Origin of the sequence: Arachidicoccus ginsenosidivorans (assembly GCF_007971385.1) — a bacterium.
GTDB lineage: Bacteria > Bacteroidota > Bacteroidia > Chitinophagales > Chitinophagaceae > Arachidicoccus > Arachidicoccus ginsenosidivorans.
Genome location: NZ_CP042434.1, coordinates 4,394,581 through 4,416,897, shown reverse-complemented (window position 1 = coordinate 4,416,897; position 22,317 = coordinate 4,394,581). Strand labels below are relative to the sequence as shown.

Annotated in this window: 19 protein-coding genes; 10 read left to right on the top strand and 9 right to left on the bottom strand. The window is 41.8% G+C overall.

Features of this window, described 5'->3' with window-relative positions:
• Positions 1-174 precede the first annotated feature (174 nt).
• The 9 genes from FSB73_RS17650 (at position 175) to FSB73_RS17610 (ending at position 8,087) form a co-directional block, all read left to right on the top strand.
• Positions 175-726, top strand: coding sequence for a DNA-3-methyladenine glycosylase I (locus FSB73_RS17650; RefSeq protein ID WP_146785207.1), 552 nt, complete (start codon positions 175-177; stop codon positions 724-726).
• A gap of 298 nt (positions 727-1,024) precedes the next feature.
• Positions 1,025-1,615 (top strand): acetate uptake transporter, encoded by a 591-nt coding sequence (locus FSB73_RS17645; protein ID WP_146785204.1) that lies wholly within the window; start codon positions 1,025-1,027, stop codon positions 1,613-1,615.
• Positions 1,616-1,768: 153 nt separating this feature from the next.
• A complete protein-coding gene (locus FSB73_RS17640) occupies positions 1,769-3,742 on the top strand; it encodes an ABC-F family ATP-binding cassette domain-containing protein (RefSeq protein ID WP_146785200.1) in 1,974 nt (657 codons plus the stop codon).
• Positions 3,743-3,886: 144 nt separating this feature from the next.
• Complete coding sequence (locus FSB73_RS17635; RefSeq protein ID WP_146785196.1) at positions 3,887-4,633, top strand: sugar phosphate nucleotidyltransferase; 747 nt, start codon at positions 3,887-3,889, stop codon at positions 4,631-4,633.
• A 34-nt stretch (positions 4,634-4,667) separates the two neighbouring features.
• Positions 4,668-5,432, top strand: a complete 765-nt coding sequence (locus FSB73_RS17630; protein ID WP_146785191.1) for a hypothetical protein — start codon at positions 4,668-4,670, stop codon at positions 5,430-5,432.
• Positions 5,390-5,731, top strand: a complete 342-nt coding sequence (locus FSB73_RS17625; protein ID WP_146785186.1) for a hypothetical protein — start codon at positions 5,390-5,392, stop codon at positions 5,729-5,731. Before FSB73_RS17630 ends, FSB73_RS17625 begins: the two co-directional genes overlap by 43 nt.
• A 48-nt stretch (positions 5,732-5,779) precedes the next feature.
• The gene (locus FSB73_RS17620) at positions 5,780-6,646 is read left to right on the top strand and encodes a CDP-alcohol phosphatidyltransferase family protein (RefSeq protein WP_225974126.1); all 867 of its coding nucleotides are present in this window, start codon (positions 5,780-5,782) and stop codon (positions 6,644-6,646) included.
• A gap of 131 nt (positions 6,647-6,777) precedes the next feature.
• Complete coding sequence (locus FSB73_RS17615) at positions 6,778-7,536, top strand: HAD family hydrolase (RefSeq protein ID WP_158639594.1); 759 nt, start codon at positions 6,778-6,780, stop codon at positions 7,534-7,536.
• A gap of 131 nt (positions 7,537-7,667) precedes the next feature.
• The gene (locus FSB73_RS17610) at positions 7,668-8,087 is read left to right on the top strand and encodes a GtrA family protein (RefSeq protein WP_146785178.1); all 420 of its coding nucleotides are present in this window, start codon (positions 7,668-7,670) and stop codon (positions 8,085-8,087) included.
• A gap of 501 nt (positions 8,088-8,588) precedes the next feature.
• Here FSB73_RS17610 and FSB73_RS17600 read toward each other — a convergent pair.
• The 9 genes from FSB73_RS17600 to FSB73_RS17560 form a co-directional block, all read right to left on the bottom strand.
• On the bottom strand, positions 8,589-9,263 hold the full coding sequence (locus tag FSB73_RS17600; protein ID WP_146785175.1) for a sterol desaturase family protein: 675 nt from the start codon (positions 9,261-9,263) through the stop codon (positions 8,589-8,591).
• 45 nt (positions 9,264-9,308) lie between these two features.
• Complete coding sequence (locus FSB73_RS17595) at positions 9,309-10,007, bottom strand: DUF4833 domain-containing protein (RefSeq protein WP_158639593.1); 699 nt, start codon at positions 10,005-10,007, stop codon at positions 9,309-9,311.
• Between the two features lie 82 nt (positions 10,008-10,089).
• Positions 10,090-12,666 carry a DUF5686 and carboxypeptidase-like regulatory domain-containing protein gene (locus FSB73_RS17590; RefSeq protein ID WP_146785169.1) on the bottom strand — a complete coding sequence of 859 codons (2,577 nt, stop codon included), beginning with the start codon at positions 12,664-12,666 and terminating at the stop codon, positions 10,090-10,092.
• Between the two features lie 661 nt (positions 12,667-13,327).
• Positions 13,328-14,647 carry an inositol-3-phosphate synthase gene (locus tag FSB73_RS17585; RefSeq protein ID WP_146785166.1) on the bottom strand — a complete coding sequence of 440 codons (1,320 nt, stop codon included), beginning with the start codon at positions 14,645-14,647 and terminating at the stop codon, positions 13,328-13,330.
• Positions 14,648-14,838: 191 nt separating this feature from the next.
• Complete coding sequence (locus FSB73_RS17580) at positions 14,839-15,822, bottom strand: NAD-dependent epimerase/dehydratase family protein (RefSeq protein WP_146785163.1); 984 nt, start codon at positions 15,820-15,822, stop codon at positions 14,839-14,841.
• The gene (locus tag FSB73_RS17575) at positions 15,819-16,949 is read right to left on the bottom strand and encodes a GNAT family N-acetyltransferase (protein ID WP_146785160.1); all 1,131 of its coding nucleotides are present in this window, start codon (positions 16,947-16,949) and stop codon (positions 15,819-15,821) included. The genes FSB73_RS17580 and FSB73_RS17575 overlap by 4 nt, the downstream gene beginning before the upstream one ends.
• Positions 16,950-16,996: 47 nt before the next feature.
• A complete protein-coding gene (spt, locus tag FSB73_RS17570) occupies positions 16,997-18,220 on the bottom strand; it encodes a serine palmitoyltransferase (RefSeq protein WP_146785158.1) in 1,224 nt (407 codons plus the stop codon).
• A 595-nt stretch (positions 18,221-18,815) separates the two neighbouring features.
• On the bottom strand, positions 18,816-20,066 hold the full coding sequence (locus FSB73_RS17565) for a 4-hydroxy-3-methylbut-2-enyl diphosphate reductase (RefSeq protein WP_146785155.1): 1,251 nt from the start codon (positions 20,064-20,066) through the stop codon (positions 18,816-18,818).
• An 88-nt stretch (positions 20,067-20,154) separates the two neighbouring features.
• Positions 20,155-20,601: a GNAT family N-acetyltransferase gene (locus FSB73_RS17560; protein WP_146785152.1), complete on the bottom strand. Its 447-nt coding sequence runs from the start codon at positions 20,599-20,601 to the stop codon at positions 20,155-20,157.
• A 247-nt stretch (positions 20,602-20,848) separates the two neighbouring features.
• On the opposite strand from FSB73_RS17560, the gene FSB73_RS17555 reads away from it, so the two are divergent.
• Positions 20,849-22,213 carry a sodium:solute symporter gene (locus FSB73_RS17555; RefSeq protein WP_262712369.1) on the top strand — a complete coding sequence of 455 codons (1,365 nt, stop codon included), beginning with the start codon at positions 20,849-20,851 and terminating at the stop codon, positions 22,211-22,213.
• The last annotated feature ends 104 nt before the right edge of the window (positions 22,214-22,317 follow it).

Below are 22,317 nucleotides of genomic sequence, written 5' to 3'. Positions count from 1 at the left end.
GAGCGGTAAAGTTACTTTAAATTACCCGAAAGTATAGCTGTCTAGGCAAACGTTTGCTAAAACAAAATCCCCTCTTAAAAGGCCCGGTTGGGTCAAAATCAGTCATTTAATATTGCTGCTCAACTTTATCAAAATTGCCATAATTTTACCCTCCGTCAATAAAAATTATAACACATGAGCTATTGCACATTTGTCCATGATATTACAGCCCAAAAGGATTTGATTCATAAAATTTATCATGATCAGTTCTATGGGTTTCCGCTCGAAGATGACAACCAGCTATTTGGCAGGCTGATTTTGGAAATTAACCAGGCAGGCCTTTCCTGGGCGACGATTCTTAGAAAAGAATCTGCCTTTAAAAAGGCCTTCCACAACTATGATATAAAGAAAATAGCCCGGTATGCAGACAAAGACATCCAGCGACTTTTATTGGATGAAGGCATCATTAGAAACCGCTTAAAAATACAGGCCGTTATTCATAATGCAAAGGTGATTTTAGATTTACAAAAATCCCACGGTTCTTTTAAAGCATGGCTGGATAGCCATCACCCACTTGAAAAGGCAGACTGGGTAAAACTGTTTAAAAAGACCTTTAAGTTTACTGGTGGCGAGATCACCGGAGAATTTCTGATGAGTACCGGTTATCTGCCTGGCGCCCATGACCCTGATTGCCCGACTTATAAAAAGCTTAAAAAGCTAAAAAATCTGCCTTTAAATAAAATTTGAGTGTGAAACAATAAGGCACTACATGCATAAATGCCTTTATTTGAGACTGTTAGGATTCATTTTGGGCACATTTAAATTATTAAATTATTTGTTTTCAGCAATGGAAATCGAGGCTGGAGGATCCTTAATCGCTCTTTCTGGCATTAAAAACAGCATTGGAGGTCGCCGCGTTGAAAAAGGTTAAAAACTAACAGTAAAACAAGTAGTAAACTAACGGCAAATGTGGGATAAATGTGGATTCTTTTTATGTAAATTATTATATATATAGAAATTTTCCATTATTTTTAAACAAAAATTAATGGAAAATCAAATCATTCAGGTTGACAAAACCGCCAATCCGGCGCCATTAGGGCTTCTCGGATTTGGCATGACCACCGTTTTACTTAATATCCATAACGCGGGCTGTATCCCGCTAAGTAGTATGATCCTTGCCATGGGTATTTTCTATGGTGGTATCGCTCAGGTGATTGCAGGCATTATGGAGTGGAAGAAAGGCAATACCTTTGGAACGACCGCATTTATCTCTTACGGATTTTTCTGGCTTACCCTGGTAGGTTTGCTTGTACTTCCTAAGTTAGGTTGGTGGGACGCCCAGGCGGATATGAGTGGATCCATGGGCTGGTATCTGTTTTTGTGGGGTGTATTTACTTTTGGGATGTTTTTCCCCACCCTTAAAAATAACCGGGCCTTGCAGGTGGTATTTGGCACCCTGACTATTTTGTTTTTTCTGCTTTCCGCTGCAGAATTCTCAGGCAATGCAGATCTGACCAAAATTGCAGGTTATGAAGGCATTATCTGTGGTGCTTCTGCCATTTATACGGCAATAGCGGAGCTGATAAACGGTGGTTACGGCAAAACCGTACTTCCCCTGGGAATCGTAAAAAAATAAACAACTTTCAGTAGTATTGCCATAAGGCAACTGATTATCAGTTATCTTATGGCAATACTACTTTTAAAAGGCATCCTTAAAATTATTTAGCTTCTTCGGCTGATTTTTAGAGCAATGCAAAATGCTTACTTTTGCAGCACAAAAAAATCAGCTATGCTCGTTGGATTTAATAATGTAACATTTGAATTTGGGGCTCGAACCATTGTAGCAGACGCCACCTGGCATATCCATCCGGGAGAAAGAATCGGGCTTATCGGCTATAATGGAACCGGCAAATCTACCCTTTTAAAAGTCATGGTGGGACAGTACCTGCCCACTGGTGGCAGTGTTGAAAGGGGTAAATCAACGACAATTGGCTATCTGCATCAGGATCTACTTAGTTTTGATACCGAGGAAAGCATTCTGGAAGTAGCCACGGGTGCCTTTGAGCGGATTCGGTTTCTGGAAAAAGAAATCGAACGATTGGGGATCATATTAGAAAATGACAGCAACGAAAAACTACTGGAAAAATACACCGATTATCTCCATGAAATGGATGTTCTCGATGGTTATACCATCCAGCACCGCACAGAAGAAGTATTGCATGGCCTTGGTTTTAGCAATGAAGAATTACTACGACCTTATAAAACCTTTAGCGGGGGTTGGCGGATGCGGGTGCTGCTGGCAAAAATGATCCTGCAACAGCCAGATGTATTATTACTGGATGAACCAACCAACCACCTGGATTTACCATCCATTGAATGGCTGGAAAGATACCTGTCTGGTTACAAGGGAAGTGTAGTCATTGTGTCCCATGACCAGTTCTTCCTCAATAAAATGGTCAACAAAATCGTAGAGCTTTATCAGCAGCAATTACATATCTATACGGGAGATTACGCCTATTATCAAAAAGAAAAGGAACTCCGCATAGAAATGCAACAGCGTGCCTATGAAAACCAACAAGACTATATCAAACAGCAAGAAAGGTTTATTGAGCGCTTCAGGGCCAAGGCCACTAAAGCGGCTCAGGCCCAGTCTGCCATGAAACGACTTGATAAGATTGACCGTATCGAGCAGGTAGAGGTAGAAAGGCCTAATTTGCGCATCAATTTTCAGATCGATAAACAGCCAGGGAAAATCCTGGTAACCCTTAAAGACGTTACAAAAGCCTTCGGCGATAGAATTATTGTAAAAAATGCCAGTGCAGAAATCGATCGGGGGGACAAAATTGCCTTAATTGGTGCGAATGGCAAGGGTAAATCTACCTTACTTAGAATGATTGCCGATACGGAACCCTTTGAGGGTGAGCGAATCTGGGGTCATAACGTGGAAGAAAGCTTCTATGCCCAGCACCAGCTGGAGAGTTTAAATCTGGAAAATACCATTATTGAGGAGATGCAAGGCTGCGGTAGCGGTAAAACGGAGTTGGAACTACGCAGCTTACTCGGTGGTTTTATGTTCGGCGGAGATGATATTGATAAGAAAATCAAGATTTTAAGCGGCGGCGAGAAGGCCAGGGTGGCCCTGGCCAAAGTCATTGCCAGCAAATCCAACTTCCTGATGCTGGATGAACCGACCAACCACCTGGATATGCATTCGGTAGATCTGTTGGCGACCGCCTTAACAAAATATGAGGGCAGTTTGATTTTTGTTAGCCACGACCGTTATTTTATCAGCAAAACAGCCAATAAGATCTGGGAAATAGATGGTTATGAAATCAAAGAGTTCAAAGGCAGCTATGCGGAATACATGGAATGGAAAGCCTTGATGGCGGAAAGGCAAAAACAACTGGAAAAGCAATCCATGGGTAATGTTTCGTCACAAGAGACAAAACAACCCGTGATAGCACCTGTTAGTAAAACCAAAGAAAAAGCTAAGCCAGAACCCATAAATCTGGACAGAGAGCAGAAAAAGACCTTGCAGCGCTGTCAAAAGCAAATGGAAAAAGCAGAAGAGCTCATTGACAGCCTTAAGACCAGGCAAACAGCCATCGAACTGGAAATGTCCAGGCCGGAAACTTATGCTCAGGCGGACAAATTCAGTAAACTGGAACAACAGTATGCCGAGGCGAAAGCCCAACTGGCCCAGGCCGAAAAAGACTATGAAGCTCTTTTTGATCAGATTATGGCATTAGAGGCCGGCTTATAATGCCCCTTTTAAATCCGCCTGGTCAAAAGGCCGCTATGTCATTTACCGATCTAAAACGATGTTTAAACGATTATTTTGGTAATTGCATTAAAATTTAAGGGTTAAAAGGCCTGGCTGGCTTATCTTTGCACACAAATTTTTGATATGGTATATGGCATTATTGCAGCAGGAGCGGGTTCCAGATTAAGGGCAGACGGTTTCCAGGGGTTTAAACCGATGGTACAAATTGCCGGGGAAGCCTTAATCCAGCGCCTGATCCGTATTTTTCAGGCAAATAATGCTACATCCATTTATATTATCTTAAATAACGCAGAAATTGAGGTGGGCCAGTTTATTGAAAGCCTGCCAAATCTAGCCGGCACACCTATAAAGATCCTATACAAAGACACGCCTAGTTCTTTTCACAGCTTTTATGCGCTGGCGAACAAGATGGCACCCGAGGATCAGTCAGCGGTCTGTATTTCCACGATCGATCCTGTATTCAGAGAAGAGGCCTTTAAAGGGTATATTGACGCGTTTAAACAACAAAAGGAACTGGACGGGCTAATGGCTGTCACTTCTTATGTAGAGGACGACAAGCCATTACATGTTTATATAGATCCCGATTTTAAGATTACAAAGTTCGCCAGTGACCCACTGCCAGGACAGCCATGGATCTCCGGAGGTATTTATCTATTCAGAAATAAAGCACTCCAGGTAGCAGAAACGGCCATGCAGGCACAGGTCAGCAAAATGCGCAATTATCAACAGGCACTCCTTAATGCAGGCTTAAATCTGAAGGCCTATGATTTAGGCAGGATCATTGATATTGATCATGTCAGTGATATTGCTTTAGCAAAGGCATTATTAGAAAATAACCTGGCTAAAAGGGAAGGATTTGGGATAAAGTAGAACAATTGATTATTAAGACACTTACTTAAGATACATGCAGGTAATCGGTATAAAAAGGGCAGTAAAGCACTCACCCAACCATATTAACAACGATGCCACCATTTTTCAAATGGTGGCGGATCTTCTTAAAGAGCGTGGGGCAGTGCTGACGACCTATCATGAGCACGAATTTTTAAAGTCCGAGCATAAAACAGATACCTTTAAAGATACCCGGCTGATTTTTTCCATGTCCCGCAATCCAGAAGTGCTTTCCCGGCTACAATCCATTCAAAAGACCTATGGTCAGCAAATAGCCATGCTCAATAGCCCTGATGGTATTGAACATTGTTTTAGATCCAATATTACCCGGATCTTACTGAACAGTAACATTGCAACTGCTCCCAGCTTGATTATCCCTACCCAGGGGTATGATAGGAAGGATTTGCAAAAGCTAGATCAGGGGCACGGTTTATGGCTTAAGCGAGGGGATTTCCATGCAATCATTAAAGAAGACGTCGTCTTTGCTGGAAATCCGGAAGAGGCGACTGAACTACTGGCAGCATTTAAGGCAAGAAATATAGCAGAAGTAGTCGCCTCCAGTCACCTGGCCGGTGATTTGATTAAATTTTACGGGGTCAGCGGTACTGATTTTTCCACTGGCTGTATCCATACGAAAAGGGCCATTATAAATACAAGGAATTTGAGGCAATTAATGGAGAAACAAAGCATTTTAAGTTTAATCAATCAGCCCTGCGTGCGCTCGCGGACAAGACAGCCGTGGCAGCACAGGTGCCTATCTATGGCGGAGACGCTGTTATAGATGCATCAGGCAATATAGCCATAATTGATTTTAATGACTGGCCTAGCTTTGCACCCTGCAGAAAGCAGGCGGCCGCAGCCATTTACCAGCTGCTGACCCAGGCAATAGACAGTGCAACGCAAAAGCAGACGACTAGTCTCTTTCAGCCAAAAACAGCTTTTAATCAAAGTACCAATGGGCAAAAGGCAGTTCCAGCAAGTACGGCTCGCACAGCAACGGTTGTAGCGATGCAGGAACATGCTGACCGTAACAAGCAGCGCCCTAAACCAGTGCATAACAACAAAGCCGCTGATAAATAAACATTTACTTATAAGCAGACATTTAGACATCATACCTTGCAAGAAGCCATGAGTAATCAAGTAGAAGAACAATTAAAAATCGACGAACAAGAAAGGGCGCAGGCAGCTGCCAGTGAATTTGCAGCTTCCTTAAAAAGCCGTGACACAGAAGAGAAAATTGATATCTGGTTTTACCGTCCTATTGGCCTGCGTATTGCCAAGGCATGCGCCAAACTAAATATCACACCCAATACGGTCACTATCACCAGTATTTATATCGGCGTAGTGGCTGGTATTTTGTTTTACTGGAATAATATCTGGATCAACATAGTTGGCATGCTGCTGTTAATCTTCGCCAACTCGTTGGATAGTGCTGATGGCCAACTAGCCAGACTTACTGATAATAAAAGCCGGTTTGGCAGAATACTGGACGGTATTGCCGGCGATTTTTGGTTCGGTGCCATTGCCATCGCCTTATCGCTCAGGCTGATCAATGAAGGCTGGTCTCCACTGGTCTGGATTTTGGCAGTTGTGTCTGGTTTTTCACACGTGATTCAATCGGCCATGGCGGATTACTACCGTAATTTATACTTGTATTTTCTGAAAGGAGATAGCGGTAGTGAATTTGATAATAGCAAAGAAGTGGAAAAGCAGATTAATGATTTTACAGGTATCCGCCGCTTTGCCATGAAAACCTATCATAATTATACCAAAATCCAGGAAAGTGCATCTCCGTGGTTGCAGAAATTTTTGCATAAATTGAGAACAGAACCTGATTTTATGACGCCGGAGTTAAGAGCCGACTTTTTAATGGCCAACCGGCCACTGATGAAATATACCAATATCATCCAGTTCAATACAAGGGTGATTTCCTGTTTATCTGGTTATTTATCGGTCAGCCTTGGCTTTATTTTCTTTTTGATATCTTTATCCTGAACCCGATTATGCTTTTTTTAATCAACCGCCAGGAAAGCTATTGCAAAAAGACGCTCAAATCCGTCAATAAAAATTAAAAAATAATCAAATAGAGCGGCCAACAGTGGCGTCCACCCAGACACAAAATGCCCATGCTAAATACAGACAAAATACAAGCTTTATTATTTGATTTTGGTGGCACCATCGATACCGGTGGACTGCATTGGGTGCATATCCTCTATCCTTTATGGGAGGCCCGCCATCCAGGCCTGGATCCCTCGCTTTACAGCAGGGCCTTTGCCCATGGTGAGCGCAGCTTAGCACAAAAGAAAATCATTCAAAAAGAGGATAACTTTTTGGATCTGTTGGAAAAAAAGCTGGCCATCCAGGCGGCTTATTTAAATCAGCACGGGCTGCCCTGCACCATCATGGATCAGAAATCAATTGCAGATGAAGCCTATCAAGAGGCATCCTACAACTGCCAGCAACATGCAGGCATCTTAAAAATGCTGGGACAAAAATACCGGATCGCGATGGTCTCCAATTTTTATGGAAATTTGCATACCGTACTGAAGGATTTTGGCATTTTACCCCTTTTTGAGACGATTACTGAATCCGCAGTGGTGGGGGTTAAAAAGCCAGATCCCAGGATCTGGCAGCTAGGTGCGGACAGCCTGCATCTGCCCACAGATAGGGTAGTAGCCATTGGAGACGCTCTGACAAAAGATATGATCCCTGCAACATCCATAGGCTGTCAAGGCATCTGGATACAAGGGAAGGGGTGGGAAGAGGCTCCAGGAAGCGCCGGTACCGGTGATCAAAGTCAGTATGAAGAAAGTGTCAATAAATATCAATTGATACCCATAAAAAGTCTGAGTCAGTTACCGGAACTGCTCCTTTCTAAAAAATAAATAACAGCAAACAAACTTTGATTATTAATATTCCAATTTAGGATTAGATAAAGTAAGTCAAAAGCAACTAAGCGCTAATCCAATCTGGTTTGGGCAATCTAAAAAGCATTTGATACATTTTTAAATAAGCGATGGCAAAGAAGATATTACAACTCAATGAAAAGAAAAAGGTCTCGGTGATGCAATTCCTTAAATCGGAATTATCCTCACTAAGTTCTACCATCGTGGACCTGGGTGTCTTTACTCTCTGTTCTGTCGTTTTCCATTTAAATATCGTTATATCTACCAGCGCCGGTGTAATCTGCGGTGGGGTTATTAACTTTTTAATGAATCGAAATTTTGCTTTTAAGAGTTTTGAGCAAAAGAAAAGCCATCAGGTCGCCCGTTATCTGCTTGTCTGGGTAGGGTCACTACTACTCAACACTTATGGCACTTACGCCTTTGTGGATAAACTAGGCTTCAATAAATTTGTTGCCAGATTGGGCACAGGCCTCATCGTTCGTTTTGCCTGGAACTTCCCAATGCTGAAGTATTTTGTTTTTAAAAAGTAATTGCCTTAAATACCTTGCCTATTTTTTTGGGATTCCGTTTAGATCCAATTAATATTTTCTAAGTAGGAGATTTTAAAATTCCTTATAAATCCATAGCTTGACGCCGAAAAGCCGTAATACGTTGAATTTGGTCTGAATATTAAAATATCATATCTTCGCTAAACCTACTTAAGATTGATTGCCAAATCATCACCAATTCCTGAATGCAAGTTTAAATATAAGGTCAGAATCGGATATGCTACATTATAAAAAAGGGCTGTCCAAAGAAGCCATCATAAAGTTGTCCGCTTATTTCAAAGTTTCACAGGAGGCATTTAATCGCCCCTACAAATTGAATGTACCAGAAAATGCACATTTACAAAATGAAAGTGTTATGAATACCAAAAAGAAATTAGCAGTGACTTAGCAAACCAGTCTGTATTCGCACCGTGCCCCTAGCCCTCATCCTGGTCCTGGATCACAATTATCCTGACCCCTTTAAAATTGCTTTATTTACTCGCCTTATTTGCTGGTCTGAGTTGCTCCCTGTGTTGCTCCTTGTGTTGCTCCTTGTTTTTTCTTCGGGAAGCCAGAAACAAAGATTTTATCCCAAAGCGCACTGCTCACTCCAAAACCTTTGTGTTCATCCTGGTAATGGTGCAACATATGATGTTGTTTGATCCGCTTCATCAAAGGTGACTTAAAATTATGATGGTGCATCGCATAGTGCATCATATCATAAGCCAGATATCCCGCTAAAAAGGCAGCAAAAAAGCTACTCAGTGCACCCCCATTAGGTAAAATCAGATAGAAGATAAAATAAAACAGTAGCGCTAGTGGGATACTCACAGAAGGGGGCATTACCAGTCTTTTTTTATCTCTGGGATAATCATGATGCACACCATGAAAAATAAAATGAATTCTTTTTCCCCAGGAAGAACTGGGATGAAAATGAAAAATAAACCGGTGCAGCACATACTCAGTGAGCGTCCAGATAAACAGTCCCAGGGCAAAATACCCCAGAAAATACAGCAGGCTTACATGATAAACACCAAAAGCCCTGTATATAAAAATGGCGATTGCCGGTATAAATATAAATAAGGGAACGGTAAAATGCACCTTGGACAAGCTTTCCAAAAGGCTACTTTTAAACATTCTTGTTGACTCCGTAGAGTTGGATACAAAATTCTTTGCCATAACACTTAAGTTTAATTCGCTGTTACAAATTTAATCAATTTTCTGCTAGCCCGCTTTGTCATGGCCCTCATCAGGGTCTTTTTTAACGTCGGTGAGTCTTTGCACTTCTTCTTTACCACTACTCAGGTCCTGGCCTCTTAGTTCCACATAATCTACGTGCGGATTCCAGAAGCTGCCGCCGTTTATATAGATAAAGATACTGCCAAGTACTGTTAGTTTGTCATTTATCTTTCCATATACCCGCCATTTACCATCTTTAGTCTGTAGCAGGTACATGTGGTACTTTTTATAGGAAACAAACCAGAATTCATATTTTCCATCACCTCTTTGCTTGATATTCAACCCATAAGCAAAGTGTCGCTGTATAAAATTCAAATCCTTTTTCTGCCCTTTGGGGGAATCCCCGTAGCGCAACCAATAAGTTTTAAGGGGTATTTTAGCGTTCACCTGACCGTTACTGCCTACATTTAAGTCACAGGCTATGGTGTTGGTATTAGGTGTTCTTTGCAAAAAAAACATACGGTTTGCGGTCGTAGGCGGAATGGGGTAAGCCATTCCCTCTCTTAAAATCGTGCTTTGTGCCCTTGCTACATTGGGTTGCAGTACACTCAAAAACACCATTATAAACCCCAAAAACAGCAATTTAAAACGGTCTTTCGATTGTATCAAAGCTGTCAATGTAAAGATGCTACTTTGTCTCCAAGTGTTTTCACCTACCTTCTCAACCGTCTTTGAACTTGTCACGCTCTTCACTTTTTTGTTTGCCTGCTTAAAATCATGCGGCAAACGATAAACTCCTCGCATTACTTTTTATTATATTATAATATTAAAAGTCAAATTTAATCCTGAACCGAATACCCCATTTAGCGATATCACTGTGTTCCAGGTAAGTAAACCGGCGGACATAATCCACCCTTAAAATCTTGAATATATTGGTAATCCCAAAACCGGCCTCAAAATATGGATCATTTTGCAGGGCAAATGTGCTCATCATCCCGTCTGTATAAGGAAAGCGCATTTGATCCTGATTTACCATGGGGTTATTTTCATCCCTTAATCCTCCAAACAAAGCCTTTCCTTCAATGACCTCACGCCATTTTAAGCGCTTAAGAAGCGGTATCTTATTGAAAAAGAAGCCGTTAAAATAATGATCTGCCATAATCGATACATAATGATCGCTGGCAAACTCCATGAAGTTCATCAAGTTATAAGAATTCAGCTGGTAGGCGTAGGTCTGATTGGCCCTGGGCAGTGAAAGCAGGGGATAAGGTACTTTACCCGCGATATAGCCCCCGTCCACTGTTACGTCCGTAAAGCCGAACTGAGACAAATAAAACCTTTTAAAGATATTGGCCTGGAAATTATTGTAGTTATATTCCCCTCCAAATAATCCCTTAATGCCAGCTGTATATCTGAGCTGGAAGATCGGATATTTGTTGATCAGTGGAATACGATAGAGCTTGGTCTGGTAATACACCTCACCAGGTGCATAGCGAAGCGTAAGGCCTACTTCTCCAGTTGTTACATGATCTACCGCCCTCAATAAGCCTGGTTGGCCGCCGTTGTAATTAAAGTCCAGGCTTCCCGCCGGTGACTGTTTCCAGTAACGCGCATTGAATTCATAGGAGAAATGATTCTCGAATTCTCTTTTATAGTTAATATTAAAATAGTCATTATACAACCATTTATCATTATTCCCTCTTTTGAAGGATAGGAAAAAGTTGTCTTCCTGAACAAATTGTAATTCCTGACCGGGAATTTTCGTATCATGCTGATAACTAACACTTATATAGTTTTGAGGAAACTTATAAATGGATTTATCATTGAGAGAATAAGTAGCGCTACCAAAATACTTAAATTTCTGATCCTTAAAACCATAAGCGCCATAACCTTCAAAGAATATCCGGTCACTCAGCCTGGTGGTGGTACGACCACCCGCTCTTAACCGAAAGCCTTCCACGGGGTTAAAGCTATAAAAAGTATTAGCAGGTCCTATTTCAGCGGGTCCCACCTGTTTGTACCCTGCAAATATGAAGGTGATCCAGTCCATGGTCCGTTTAAAAGACTTCATGTTCTTTAATGAATCAATATTCATATAAGTTTTAGACTCAGCAGTTGTCAGGGTATCGGTCCGGTGGAGTGCCCAGAACTGCGCATTTCTGGCATCCGCAGAGTCCTTTTGAACGACCTGAGAACCCTTGAATATGGAATCAGCCAGCGGCTGATCGGTCTTAAAATCCGAAAATGAAATGACTCTTTCCCCATACAGGCCCATGCCTTTTTTGGAAAGTCCAAAATCAGCCATCATATCACTTTTGGTCAATAGATACCGGCCATTATCTGTTTTCACAAAATCCAGGGAGATATTCATGGCTCTTAGGAAATTGACATTGATGCCAATGGGAGAGAAGAGCCGGGCTCTTTGCACGGCGTAATGGCCATCCAGGGTAATATCCAGATTACCCCTGAAAAGCATATCCTGTGGATTTCTGGGTGAGAATGCGAGGTGCACGATTTTAATACCATCGCGCTCCACGGTATCCCGGATATAAAATTTATAAAAAGTTGGAGCCGATCCTGCAATCGGGCTTAAAAACTGGTTGGATAGCAGCGTAATATTATTTTCATAAATATCAATGGCTGCATATAAGCTTCCCAGATATTTGGTAACACCTTTGGTATCAATAAATTCCCCAAAATCGACTTTTCTGGCACCTGTGATCACCTTTTTTTCATCTTTGGGATGACTGCGGAAATAATTATTGGAACTGGTCTCCTCCAAATAAATAGGTAGCAGGCTCTTGCCTTTCACCTTGGTGGTATCGACATTGTTTAATAAAAACTGATACTTTTTCAGGGCCTTTTTGCTCTTGAGTTTTTCCGAGAAATTACTGACAGAAACCGTCATTTTCTCATACTGCTTATAGGAAGCTGTTTCAAAGGCATTCATGCGGTTTTCGTCCTTATGCTCAATGACTTTTCTAATAAGCGCCACGGCAGGATTATCCCGGTTGCGATATCTTTCCTTATGGTTTTTAACCACCACATCCGCCAATGCATGCCCGCTTTCTTCCAGCTGCATATCAATGGTCTGTTTGGGAACGTCAAAATTAACGTCTATGGAACCGGTCTTATAACCGACATAAATAAATTTCAGATGATTATCTTTGACAAACCTCCTGGCAGCAAATAAAGTATAGTGTCCGGTAGAGTCGGTCATTACACCGGCAGATCCGCTAAAGAACACGCTCACATTGGCAATAGGGGCACCACTTGTCGCATCTGTCACCAAACCCTTGATAACAACGGAACCCGGATGATCCTGTGCCCAGAGTCCGCCTATAGATACAAGCAGACATACTATAAACAGAAGTAGACTTCGCAATTTGATCTTAAAAGACATTTGTTTTTTGCTTCTAACGTTGTTGTGGCCGCTTAAAGGCTGTGGCTTTAATAATAAGCCCGCAGCAGCATACCACTATGAGTAAAATATTTTTTTAAAAACCACCTCTGCATTTAGCTTAACTCAGCTACCCTCAGATACTGGTTTTCAACCTTATACCTCTTAATACTTATTTTCCCCTTACCCACAAGATCCAGTGTTTGCTTGACTGTTTTTAAATGCAGCAATTGCTAAACACTTTTTCTTCTTATTAAAAACTGATCAAATGCCCTTAAATCACCAAAGTCTGATTCGGTCGTTTTTTTGCTGACATGTCATTGACTAAGAATCAATAATATGTCCGCTGAAACCAAAACCAAAAAGATTCAAAACGAACAGCAATAGCGATGCTATGATCTATGATAAACCTTAATCACTATAACTGATCTACTGATAATGCTCAAAATCCCTAATACTGTTATTTTAAGTTAAACAAGGTGATCCGCCATCTGTGTTGTTTTCAGCGTGGGCTCCATTCCCGGGGCTGAACAGATGGCGGATGAATCCAACTATCTTTCAATTGTTGTTATAATGCTATTGACATTGTCAAAATCTGATGATAAAGACCCTGTAAACATTAATAACACCTTGTTTAAACGTACTGTACTTAGTTCAAATACAATTACGCTTCATCTTCTTCATAATAATCCAGACCAAGATGCGTGATTAATTCTTCACCCATCATATAACGTAAGGTATTCTGCAATTTGATCAATTGTTTGAAGATGTCATTTTCCGGACGAAGTCCTTCTTTTGTCTGAGGTGATTTCAGATAGAAAGACAACCATTCCTGAATGCCTTTCATACCGGCACGTTTGGCCAGATCTGCAAATAATGCCAGATCCAGTGCTACGGGTGCTGCCAGGATAGAATCACGGCAAAGGAAATTAATTTTAATCTGCATTGGATAACCTAACCAGCCAAAGATGTCAATATTATCCCAGCTTTCTTTGTTGTCACCGTGTGGAGGGTAATAATTGATACGAATCTTATGGTACAGATCACCATACAGTTCAGGATGCAGATCAGGACGCAGGATATCTTCCAAAACGCCGAGTTTAGACACTTCCTTGGTTTTAAAGTTTTCAGGTTTGTCTAGCACGAGTCCGTCTCTGTTACCCAGGATATTGGTGGAGAACCAACCTCTAACACCTAAAGAGCGTGCTTCCAGACCTGGTGCCAGGATGGTTTTCATCAAAGTCTGACCGGTTTTGAAATCTTTACCTGCAATAGGCGTATTGGTGTCTTTAGACAACTGTACCAGAGCGCGGGTATCTACAGTCAGGTTAGGTGCACCATTTACGTATGGAATACCCTGTACCAATGCGGCATAAGCGTATATCATACTTGGAGCGATCCTGTCATCGTTGGCTTTTAATGCAGCTTCAAATGCTTCTACTGTTTCATGGATTTCAGAAGCTTCAAAGTATTTTTCTGTAGAACCACACCAAAGTACAACGATACGGTTCAGGCCATGTTTTTCTTTAAAATCCTGAATATCTTTGATGGTTTGTTGTGCCAGATCCCATTTGGTTTCACCGGTTTTAACGTGGTGGCCGTCCAGGTTCTCAACATAACTCTTATCAAATACCGCTTTCATCGGAGCGATTTGTTCCAGCTCATCTTTAATGGAATCCAACAAGTGCTGATCGAGTACTTTGGCAATACTTGCTGCCTGATAGACATTATCCTCATAAACATCCCAGCCACCAAATACGATATCCTCGAGCTTTGCTACCGGAACAAAATCCTTTATTTTCGGGTAATTATTGTCAGTTCTTTTTCCAATACGGATATGGCCAGTCTGCGTCAGGGAACCGACTGGCTCAGCAAGGCCTCTTCTGCTGGCAATTACACCAGCGATTAATGTAGTGGCCACAGCCCCTAAACCAGGAATGAGTATTCCCAACTTACCCTCAGCGGGTTGAACTTTTTGTTTCATTGAGTACTATTTTATGTGTTATATTAGTAAAATTACCTAACCTATGCTTACCAGGTCCTCCTCTAAATAAAGTTCGCTGCAAAATTAAACAATTGTTTAAAACAAACAAATGTTTAAATTAGACTTTTTGTAAATTTTAAGACATTGTTTAAACAATGATCTTATTATCGCAAAAAAATCCTGGCTTTCTATTACTTAGACCAGTTCCTGGCCTGATTCCAGGCAATGGTTTCACCAACGCCCTTTTCTAATGGATACTGAGGCTGATAGCCCAGCTCCGTTTTCGCCTTTTGTATACTGCAGGCCCAACTGCCTATCAGTTCCTTTAATTTATCCTTATTCAGGATGGATGTTCTGGAAGGCATTATTTTTTCCAGTATACCGAGCGCGCCTGAAACAATGCTTACCGGAATATGCAGTCGCAATGTACGCCTGTTTAAATCTTTTTTTACCTGCTGGGCAAAATCATACCTGTTATAGTTTTCGCCGTCACTTAGTATAAAAGTCTGCCGGGTCACCTGGCTATCCAGGGCCAGCAAAACCGCGCGGCAAAGATCTTTTACATAAATAAAGCTCAGCTGCTGAGCTGCACGCCCTAAGTAAAGCTCCCAACCTTTGCGAACCATATTAATAATGATCTGCATATCCTTATCTCTGGGGCCATACACAGCAGTAGGCCGAAGTGTAATCAGGGGCAATTCAGGATACTGCTGCAAATACTGCTCGGCCTGCCACTTACTTTTGCCATATAGGGTTACCGGTTGGGGGGCGGCCTCTTCACTAAGCGACTTGCCGCTGGTGGTTGGTCCCATAACGGCCATGGAACTGACAAATACAAATTTTTCTACCGGCCGTTTAGCTGCCAGTGATGCCCGGGCGAGTGTAACGGTGACCGTTGCATTCGCATTTGTATAATCCTCAGCGCTCTTTGCTTTTGTCAGACCTGCCACATGGGCTATGTGGGTGATCCCATATTGATCCAGCAGGGCTGTCACACTATTAACGTTTCTATAATCAGGATAGACTAATTGAATATTCAGACCTTCCAAATTCGTCAGATCACTTGTTTTGCGCACCGCTGCATATACCTCAAAACCATTGTCCAGGGCCATTTCTGCAAGATGCGAGCCTACAAAACCATTCGCTCCTGTGATCAATAGTTTCTTATCTGTCATATTTTCTTTTCGTAAATTCTATACCTTTTATAAGGTACACCTCCAATATCCTGGATGGCTTTATTCATAAGAATATTGTCTTCCAATACCCAGGAAGCTTCCACTTGTTTAATACGTTGTTTTTTGACCACCTCATCAATTATAGCGGTGTAAAATGCCATCTCGACGCCAATTTTCCGGTAGCCCTCTATGACACCGAGCATGATAATACGCATGCTTTTTACCTTATTTTTCCCAGCCAGTAACTTAAAGATACCGGTAGGAAAGAGGCGCCCTCTTTTAATCTTTTTTAATACTTCATTGATATTAGGAAGTGCCAGTGCAAATCCCACTATCTCACCTTCATGCTCCGCTACGATGCAGAAGTTCGGATCCAGGATCATTTTCAGATCCTTAGCCGTATAATTGAATTCTTTATCCGTCATGGGGTAAAAACCAAGGTTTTTATCCCAGGCAGAATTATAGACCTTTTTAATCTTATCCGCTTCATTTTGAAAATCTTTCATATTAATCTTGCGGATAATAATATTTCTGTTGTCCAGCTTTTTTTGTGTCAGTTCATGCAGTCTTCTGACACGCTTGTCATTGTAACTATCTACCTGATAAAGATAGGCCAGGATATCAGTCTGTTTGGTGTATCCATGCGCTTCAACCAGGGCAGGGTAATATGAGGCGTTATGCGTCATCATGACCATCGGTGGGGTAGAGAAGCCATCCACCAGCATACCACAGCTTTCATTGGTGGAAGGATTCATAGGACCAACAATATGATCTGTAACCCCCTTTTCGCGCAGCCATTTTTCTACCACGTCCAGTAAAAGGTCTGCAACCGTTTGGTCATTTATGCAATCAAAAAAACCGAAAAATCCATCGTTTACTTTGTTGAAAATATTGTGATTGTCATTGAGAATGCCGGCAATCCTACCAACGATTTTATCCCCATCATAGCAAAGATACAGCTGAATCTGCCCATTCTCATGGAATGGATGTTTAGAAGGACTTAATAAGTCTTTCTGGGCGATAAACAGTTCCGGTACATAAGTCGGATCATTTTTGTATAAATCATGCGGAAAATCTACAAATGCCTTCAACTCCTTTTTAGAATCGACAAGAACAATTTTTTTCATTTTTTGATTTGGTTAATGTGTGCTAAAATAGCGTTTTTCTGGTCAGACTATTTTTTTGAGACTTTCATTCCTTCCACCCGGCTTAGCTCCACACCAATCTCTTTTGCAATACTTGTGATTTTCTCAACGGCTTCCTTGATCTGATCAAAGGTATGTGTTGCCATCAGCGAAAAACGAATCAGCGATTCTTCGGAAGGTACCGCAGGGGCGACCACCGGATTGACAAATACGCCTTGCTCCAGTAGCTTTTTGGTGAGCAGGAATGTTTTATCAGAATCCCTGATATAAATAGGCAAAATCGGACTCTGGGTACGCCCCAGATTAAATCCGGCTTCTAATAATAGTTTCTGAGCATAATTGGTATTTGCCCACAGGCGTTGCATATGCTCCGGTTCTGTTTCGATGATGTCCAGGGCGGCCATTACACTGGCTGCAGAGGAAGGCGTCATAGAGGCACTGAAGAGTAAGGAACGGGCGCGATGTTTCAGGTAATCAATCGTGGCCGCATCACTGGCTACAAAGCCACCTAAGGAAGCCAAAGATTTACTGAAAGTACCCATGATCAGGTCCACTTCATTTGTTAAGCCAAAATGGGAAGCAGTTCCGGCTCCCCGCTGGCCGATCACGCCCAGACTATGGGCGTCATCCACATATATATTTACGCCGTATTTATCAGCGAGCTTTACGATTTCTGGCAGGTTTACAATATCTCCTTCCATAGAAAAGATACCGTCTACTGCAATAACTTTTAGTGAATCCTCTGGCAGGATTCTGAGTTTTTGCTCCAAATCCTCCATATCATTATGGCGATATTTAAGTACTTTGGAGAAGGAAAGTCTGGCACCATCTATAATAGAGGCATGGTCATATTCATCCAGCAACAAATAATCATTGCGGCCACCAATGGCAGATAAAACCCCCAGGTTCACCTGGAAGCCTGTAGAAAACAATAAGGCGTCTTCTTTACCCACAAAGGCCGCCAGCCTTTTTTCCAATTCAATATGTATGTCCAGGGTGCCATTTAAAAACCGGGAACCAGCACAACCTGACCCGTATTTTTCTACCGCCTTTTGAGCAGCCTCCTTGATCTTCGGATGGTTGGTTAACCCCAGATAGGAGTTGGATCCAAACATCAATACAGGTTTACCTTCTATATATACAATAGTATCCTGCCCTGATTCAATGGACCTGAAATAAGGGTAAAGGCCCTTGTCTTTAATAATTGCAGCGTCTTTGAACTCCGCGATTTTTGATTTTAATTTTTTCTGCATCCGTGACCAATCTTATTAATAATAATTCCGGTTGTTGAACAATTTGAATAGAACGTTACCTGATAAAAGCAAAAGTAAGCATAAATAATGCCTTATGCTACCCCGAAGTCCTCTTTCAAAATTAACGTTTCCCCACGTATCCTCCCTGATTATTTAAATCACATTATATATCCATTTTCCTTATATTGGATAAAAAGATAACATTCAAATAATGCGTAAAATAAAAAGTATTCTTTAAAGTTATCCAATAGTTTATAATTTTCGTCGCTGTTTTTTAACTGCTTACCGAAAACTAACAAGGCTGCAATGCCAGAAACTCCATTCTAAGGCACTTTCAGCAGCAATGCTATCAATCGTTAGCAATAAACAGCTTGTCAGAGATTAGTATATATAAATATTACTAATACACGCTAAATCGGCGCAAAGGTAGTGATAAATGTTATACCATTGATTAAAAGTTATGAACGGTTGTCAATAATTTAAAATATTTCATCTAATTGATTATCAATATATTTAGAGATCCTACTTTCAACACTTCCCATTAAATATATCTTTTAAAAGACGCCTTAAGTAATTAAACGCCCTATTCGTTTTTTTAACTTAATTCATTTTCATTTTCATGATTAAACTGCCTAGCAACCTGTTCTATTTTTGCCTTACAGTCAAAAAGATCCAATAAGCGGTAGATCACTTCCTGTACAATAGAATCCGGACAACTGGCACCACTGGTAATCAAAATCTTGGCTGGCCTTCTGTCACCCATAAAATCCTTTACGTGGCTGATTTTTTTGGTCCGCCAGTCACAGGTCTCAATTTCACGGGCGGAGAGAATCCTGGAAGCATGATTGATAAAATAAGTAGGTAGCTTTTCTGAACAGAGTTCCACTAAATGTGAGGTGTTACTACTGTTATACCCGCCTACCACGATGGCAAAATCGGCGTCTGTTTCCAGCATGCCGCTGACGGCCGACTGGTTATCATTGGTCGCATAACAAAGCGTATCCCTGGTATCGGCAAAGTGCTGCGCCAGATTAGTGTCATCCAGCTGGTAATGCTCCTTGATCGTTTTTTTAAGAAAATCCGAGATCGCCTGGGTCTCACTGGCTAGTTGAGTCGTCTGATTGACGACGCCCAGGCTTTTTAAATCTTTTTCCACATCAAAACCTTCAGAATATTTCCCGTGAAATAACGAATAGAATTCCGCCCCGGGCCTTTGCCCCCGGATAAATTCTGCCAAAAGCGCCGCCTCCTGCATATCGTTGACAATGACCGTCGGCGTCTTGGCCGAAGCGTGAGAGAAAGTCGCCCGGGTTTCTTCGTGCCGGGGTTTCCCATGTACCACTATACTATAGCCTTTTCTGGCAATCTGCTCGCTGCGGTTCCATACCTTTTCTACAAAAGGGCAGGTGGTGTTGTATTTTTCCGTCTGAATGCCTTTACTATGCAACAGCTCCTCCACTTCCAGGGTCGTTCCAAAGGCCGGAATAACCACGATATCCTCTGAGGAGATCTCGTCAAAAGAAATCAGTTGCCGGCCGTATGTATCCTGCAGGAATTTAACCCCTCGTTGAGCCAGATCTGCATTGACCTGGGGATTATGGATCATTTCGCTGAGCAGATAGATTTGCCTGTCGGGATGGGCTTCAATAATATTAAAAGCAATTTCTATGGCATTTTCCACCCCATAACAAAACCCAAAATGCCTGGCCAAAAAGATCTGCACGGCCCCAAAATCTAATAGCGTCGGACTAAAATCCTTTTTTAGCTTGTCTTGAAGTCGCCTATTGCTCTTGATGGCACTGATCAGGTCACTTCTATATATACTAGGTACATTAAATTGCTTCATTCGTTTTTGTTTTCAATTGCCCCTGGGCGCCTCTTTAACCTTAGTGAACAAAATACTGGTTTTCAGTGTAGATAAAGTTTCATAAACCTTAAGCACGGAACATTTTAATATGTTCAATACCCGCCTCCAGATACACCTCACTGATGGTTTTAAAGCCCAAAGATCCGTAAAACTGCTCTAAATACCGCTGCGCACTGATCTTTATAGGGCCTTTCCCGAAGGACAGCTCTAGATGCTCTAGTGACTTTTCCATCATAAGTCGCCCCAATCCACGCCCCCGGTAACTAGCCGATACCGCCACCCGGCCAATGGACATTTCCTGGTAGGAGAGTCCGGGCGGCAAAAGACGGGCATAGCCTGCCAAAACATCGCCGTCATAAATGGTGAGATGCAGACTCTGTTGGTCTTTATCATCCAGATCCAGGTCGTCACAGTGCTGTTCCACGTAAAACACCTGATTACGAAGCTGTAAAATTCTATAAAGTTCAATCAGCGACAGCTCCTCAAATTTTTTGCATTGAGTGGTATAATTCATGGGACAAAATTAAATCAATCCCTGTTTCTATCCCTATTTTTAATTTAGAAAGCTATATTTGTTAGATCATAATATTTGACTCAGCTATTTAAATAACATAAAGCCAATATAAACATATGTCTGCCTCCTTATTACTGACTATTGTATTCGCCTATTTCCTACTGCTGCTTTTGTTTCCTGGAAGACCTCCAAAGGCAGTAATAATGAATCCTTTTTTATCGGTAACCGAAGCAGTAACTGGATGCTGGTGGCCTTCGGGATGATTGGAACATCACTGAGCGGAGTCACCTTTGTTAGTGTGCCGGGGGCCGTTGGCCATGACCATTTTGGTTATCTGCAGATAACCATTGGCTATGCCATCGGTTATATCGCTATTGCCTTTATCTTACTACCGCTTTATTACCGGTTAAAACTGACCTCTATTTATGGATATCTGCGTTCCCGTATGGGTATGGCTTCCTATAAGACCGGCGCACTTTTTTTTATTGTCTCCAGATGGGTAGGCGCCACTGCCCGGTTGTACCTGGTGGTGATTATTCTGCAGACCATTATATTGGATCGCTTAGGGGTACCTTTTTGGCTGACAACGCTTATTATTTTAATAATGATCATACTATATACGTATGAGGGCGGTGTAAAAACCATTGTCTGGACCGATACCTTGCAGACCACCTGCATGCTGGCAGGAATGATTATATGTAGCATCTATATGCTCTATCATATGGATATGAGTGTAACAGACAGTCTAACCGCTATGCGCCATAATGGCCTGTCCAGGGTATTTGGGCTGGATTTTAATGATAAAAACTATTTTATCAAGCAAATTATAGCGGGTGCCTTTATCACCATAACCATGACTGGAATCGACCAGGAAATGATGCAGAAAAGTATTTCTGTGAGCAATCTGAAAGATTCCCAGAAAAACATGGTCACTTTGTCTGTTATTATACTGGTTGTTATTACTTTGTTTTTATATATGGGAGGGCTGATCCATCTTTATGGCGCCAGAGAGCACCTGACAGCGACCGGAGATTTACTATTCCCTACCATTGCCCTGGAGCATATGCCGACTTCCATCGGCATTATCTTTTTAATCGCCCTGATTTCAGCGCTGTTTCCCAGCGCCGACGGAGCCATGACGGCGCTGACCTCCTCCATCTGCATTGATATCATGGGCATGAAAAGGCAAGACAAATGGGATGCAGCAAGGCAGCAATCCATCCGTAAAAAAGTCCATTTATGGGTCGCTTTCAGCTTTTTGATCCTGGTGCTGGTCTTTAAAGTGATCAATGATAATTCAATGATTGGCATTATCCTTAAGATGGCGACCTATACCTATGGTCCTTTGCTTGGTTTATTTGCTTTTGGCATCTTTAGCAAACGCAAGGTTCGGGATAAATATGTTCCCTATATCTGCTTTGCAGCGCCTATTCTCTGTATGTTGATTGATTTTAATCAGGAGCATATCTTTGGCCTGTTCAGAATCGGATTAGAACTGATCGTTATTAACGGTGGGCTTACCTGGCTTGGCCTCTGGCTTTTTTCTTCTCCTTCTAAAAGTGCAGACTGGGAATCAGCCGGACTGCATGGGGCACAGCCAGATAGGGCCTAAGAAAACTGTCCATCAGGGAACGGTTATTTTCAAAACCCCTCTGGTGGAACAAAACGGCCACCAAGGCTGCTATTTACTTGAAAAATGTATTGAATATAAGTGGC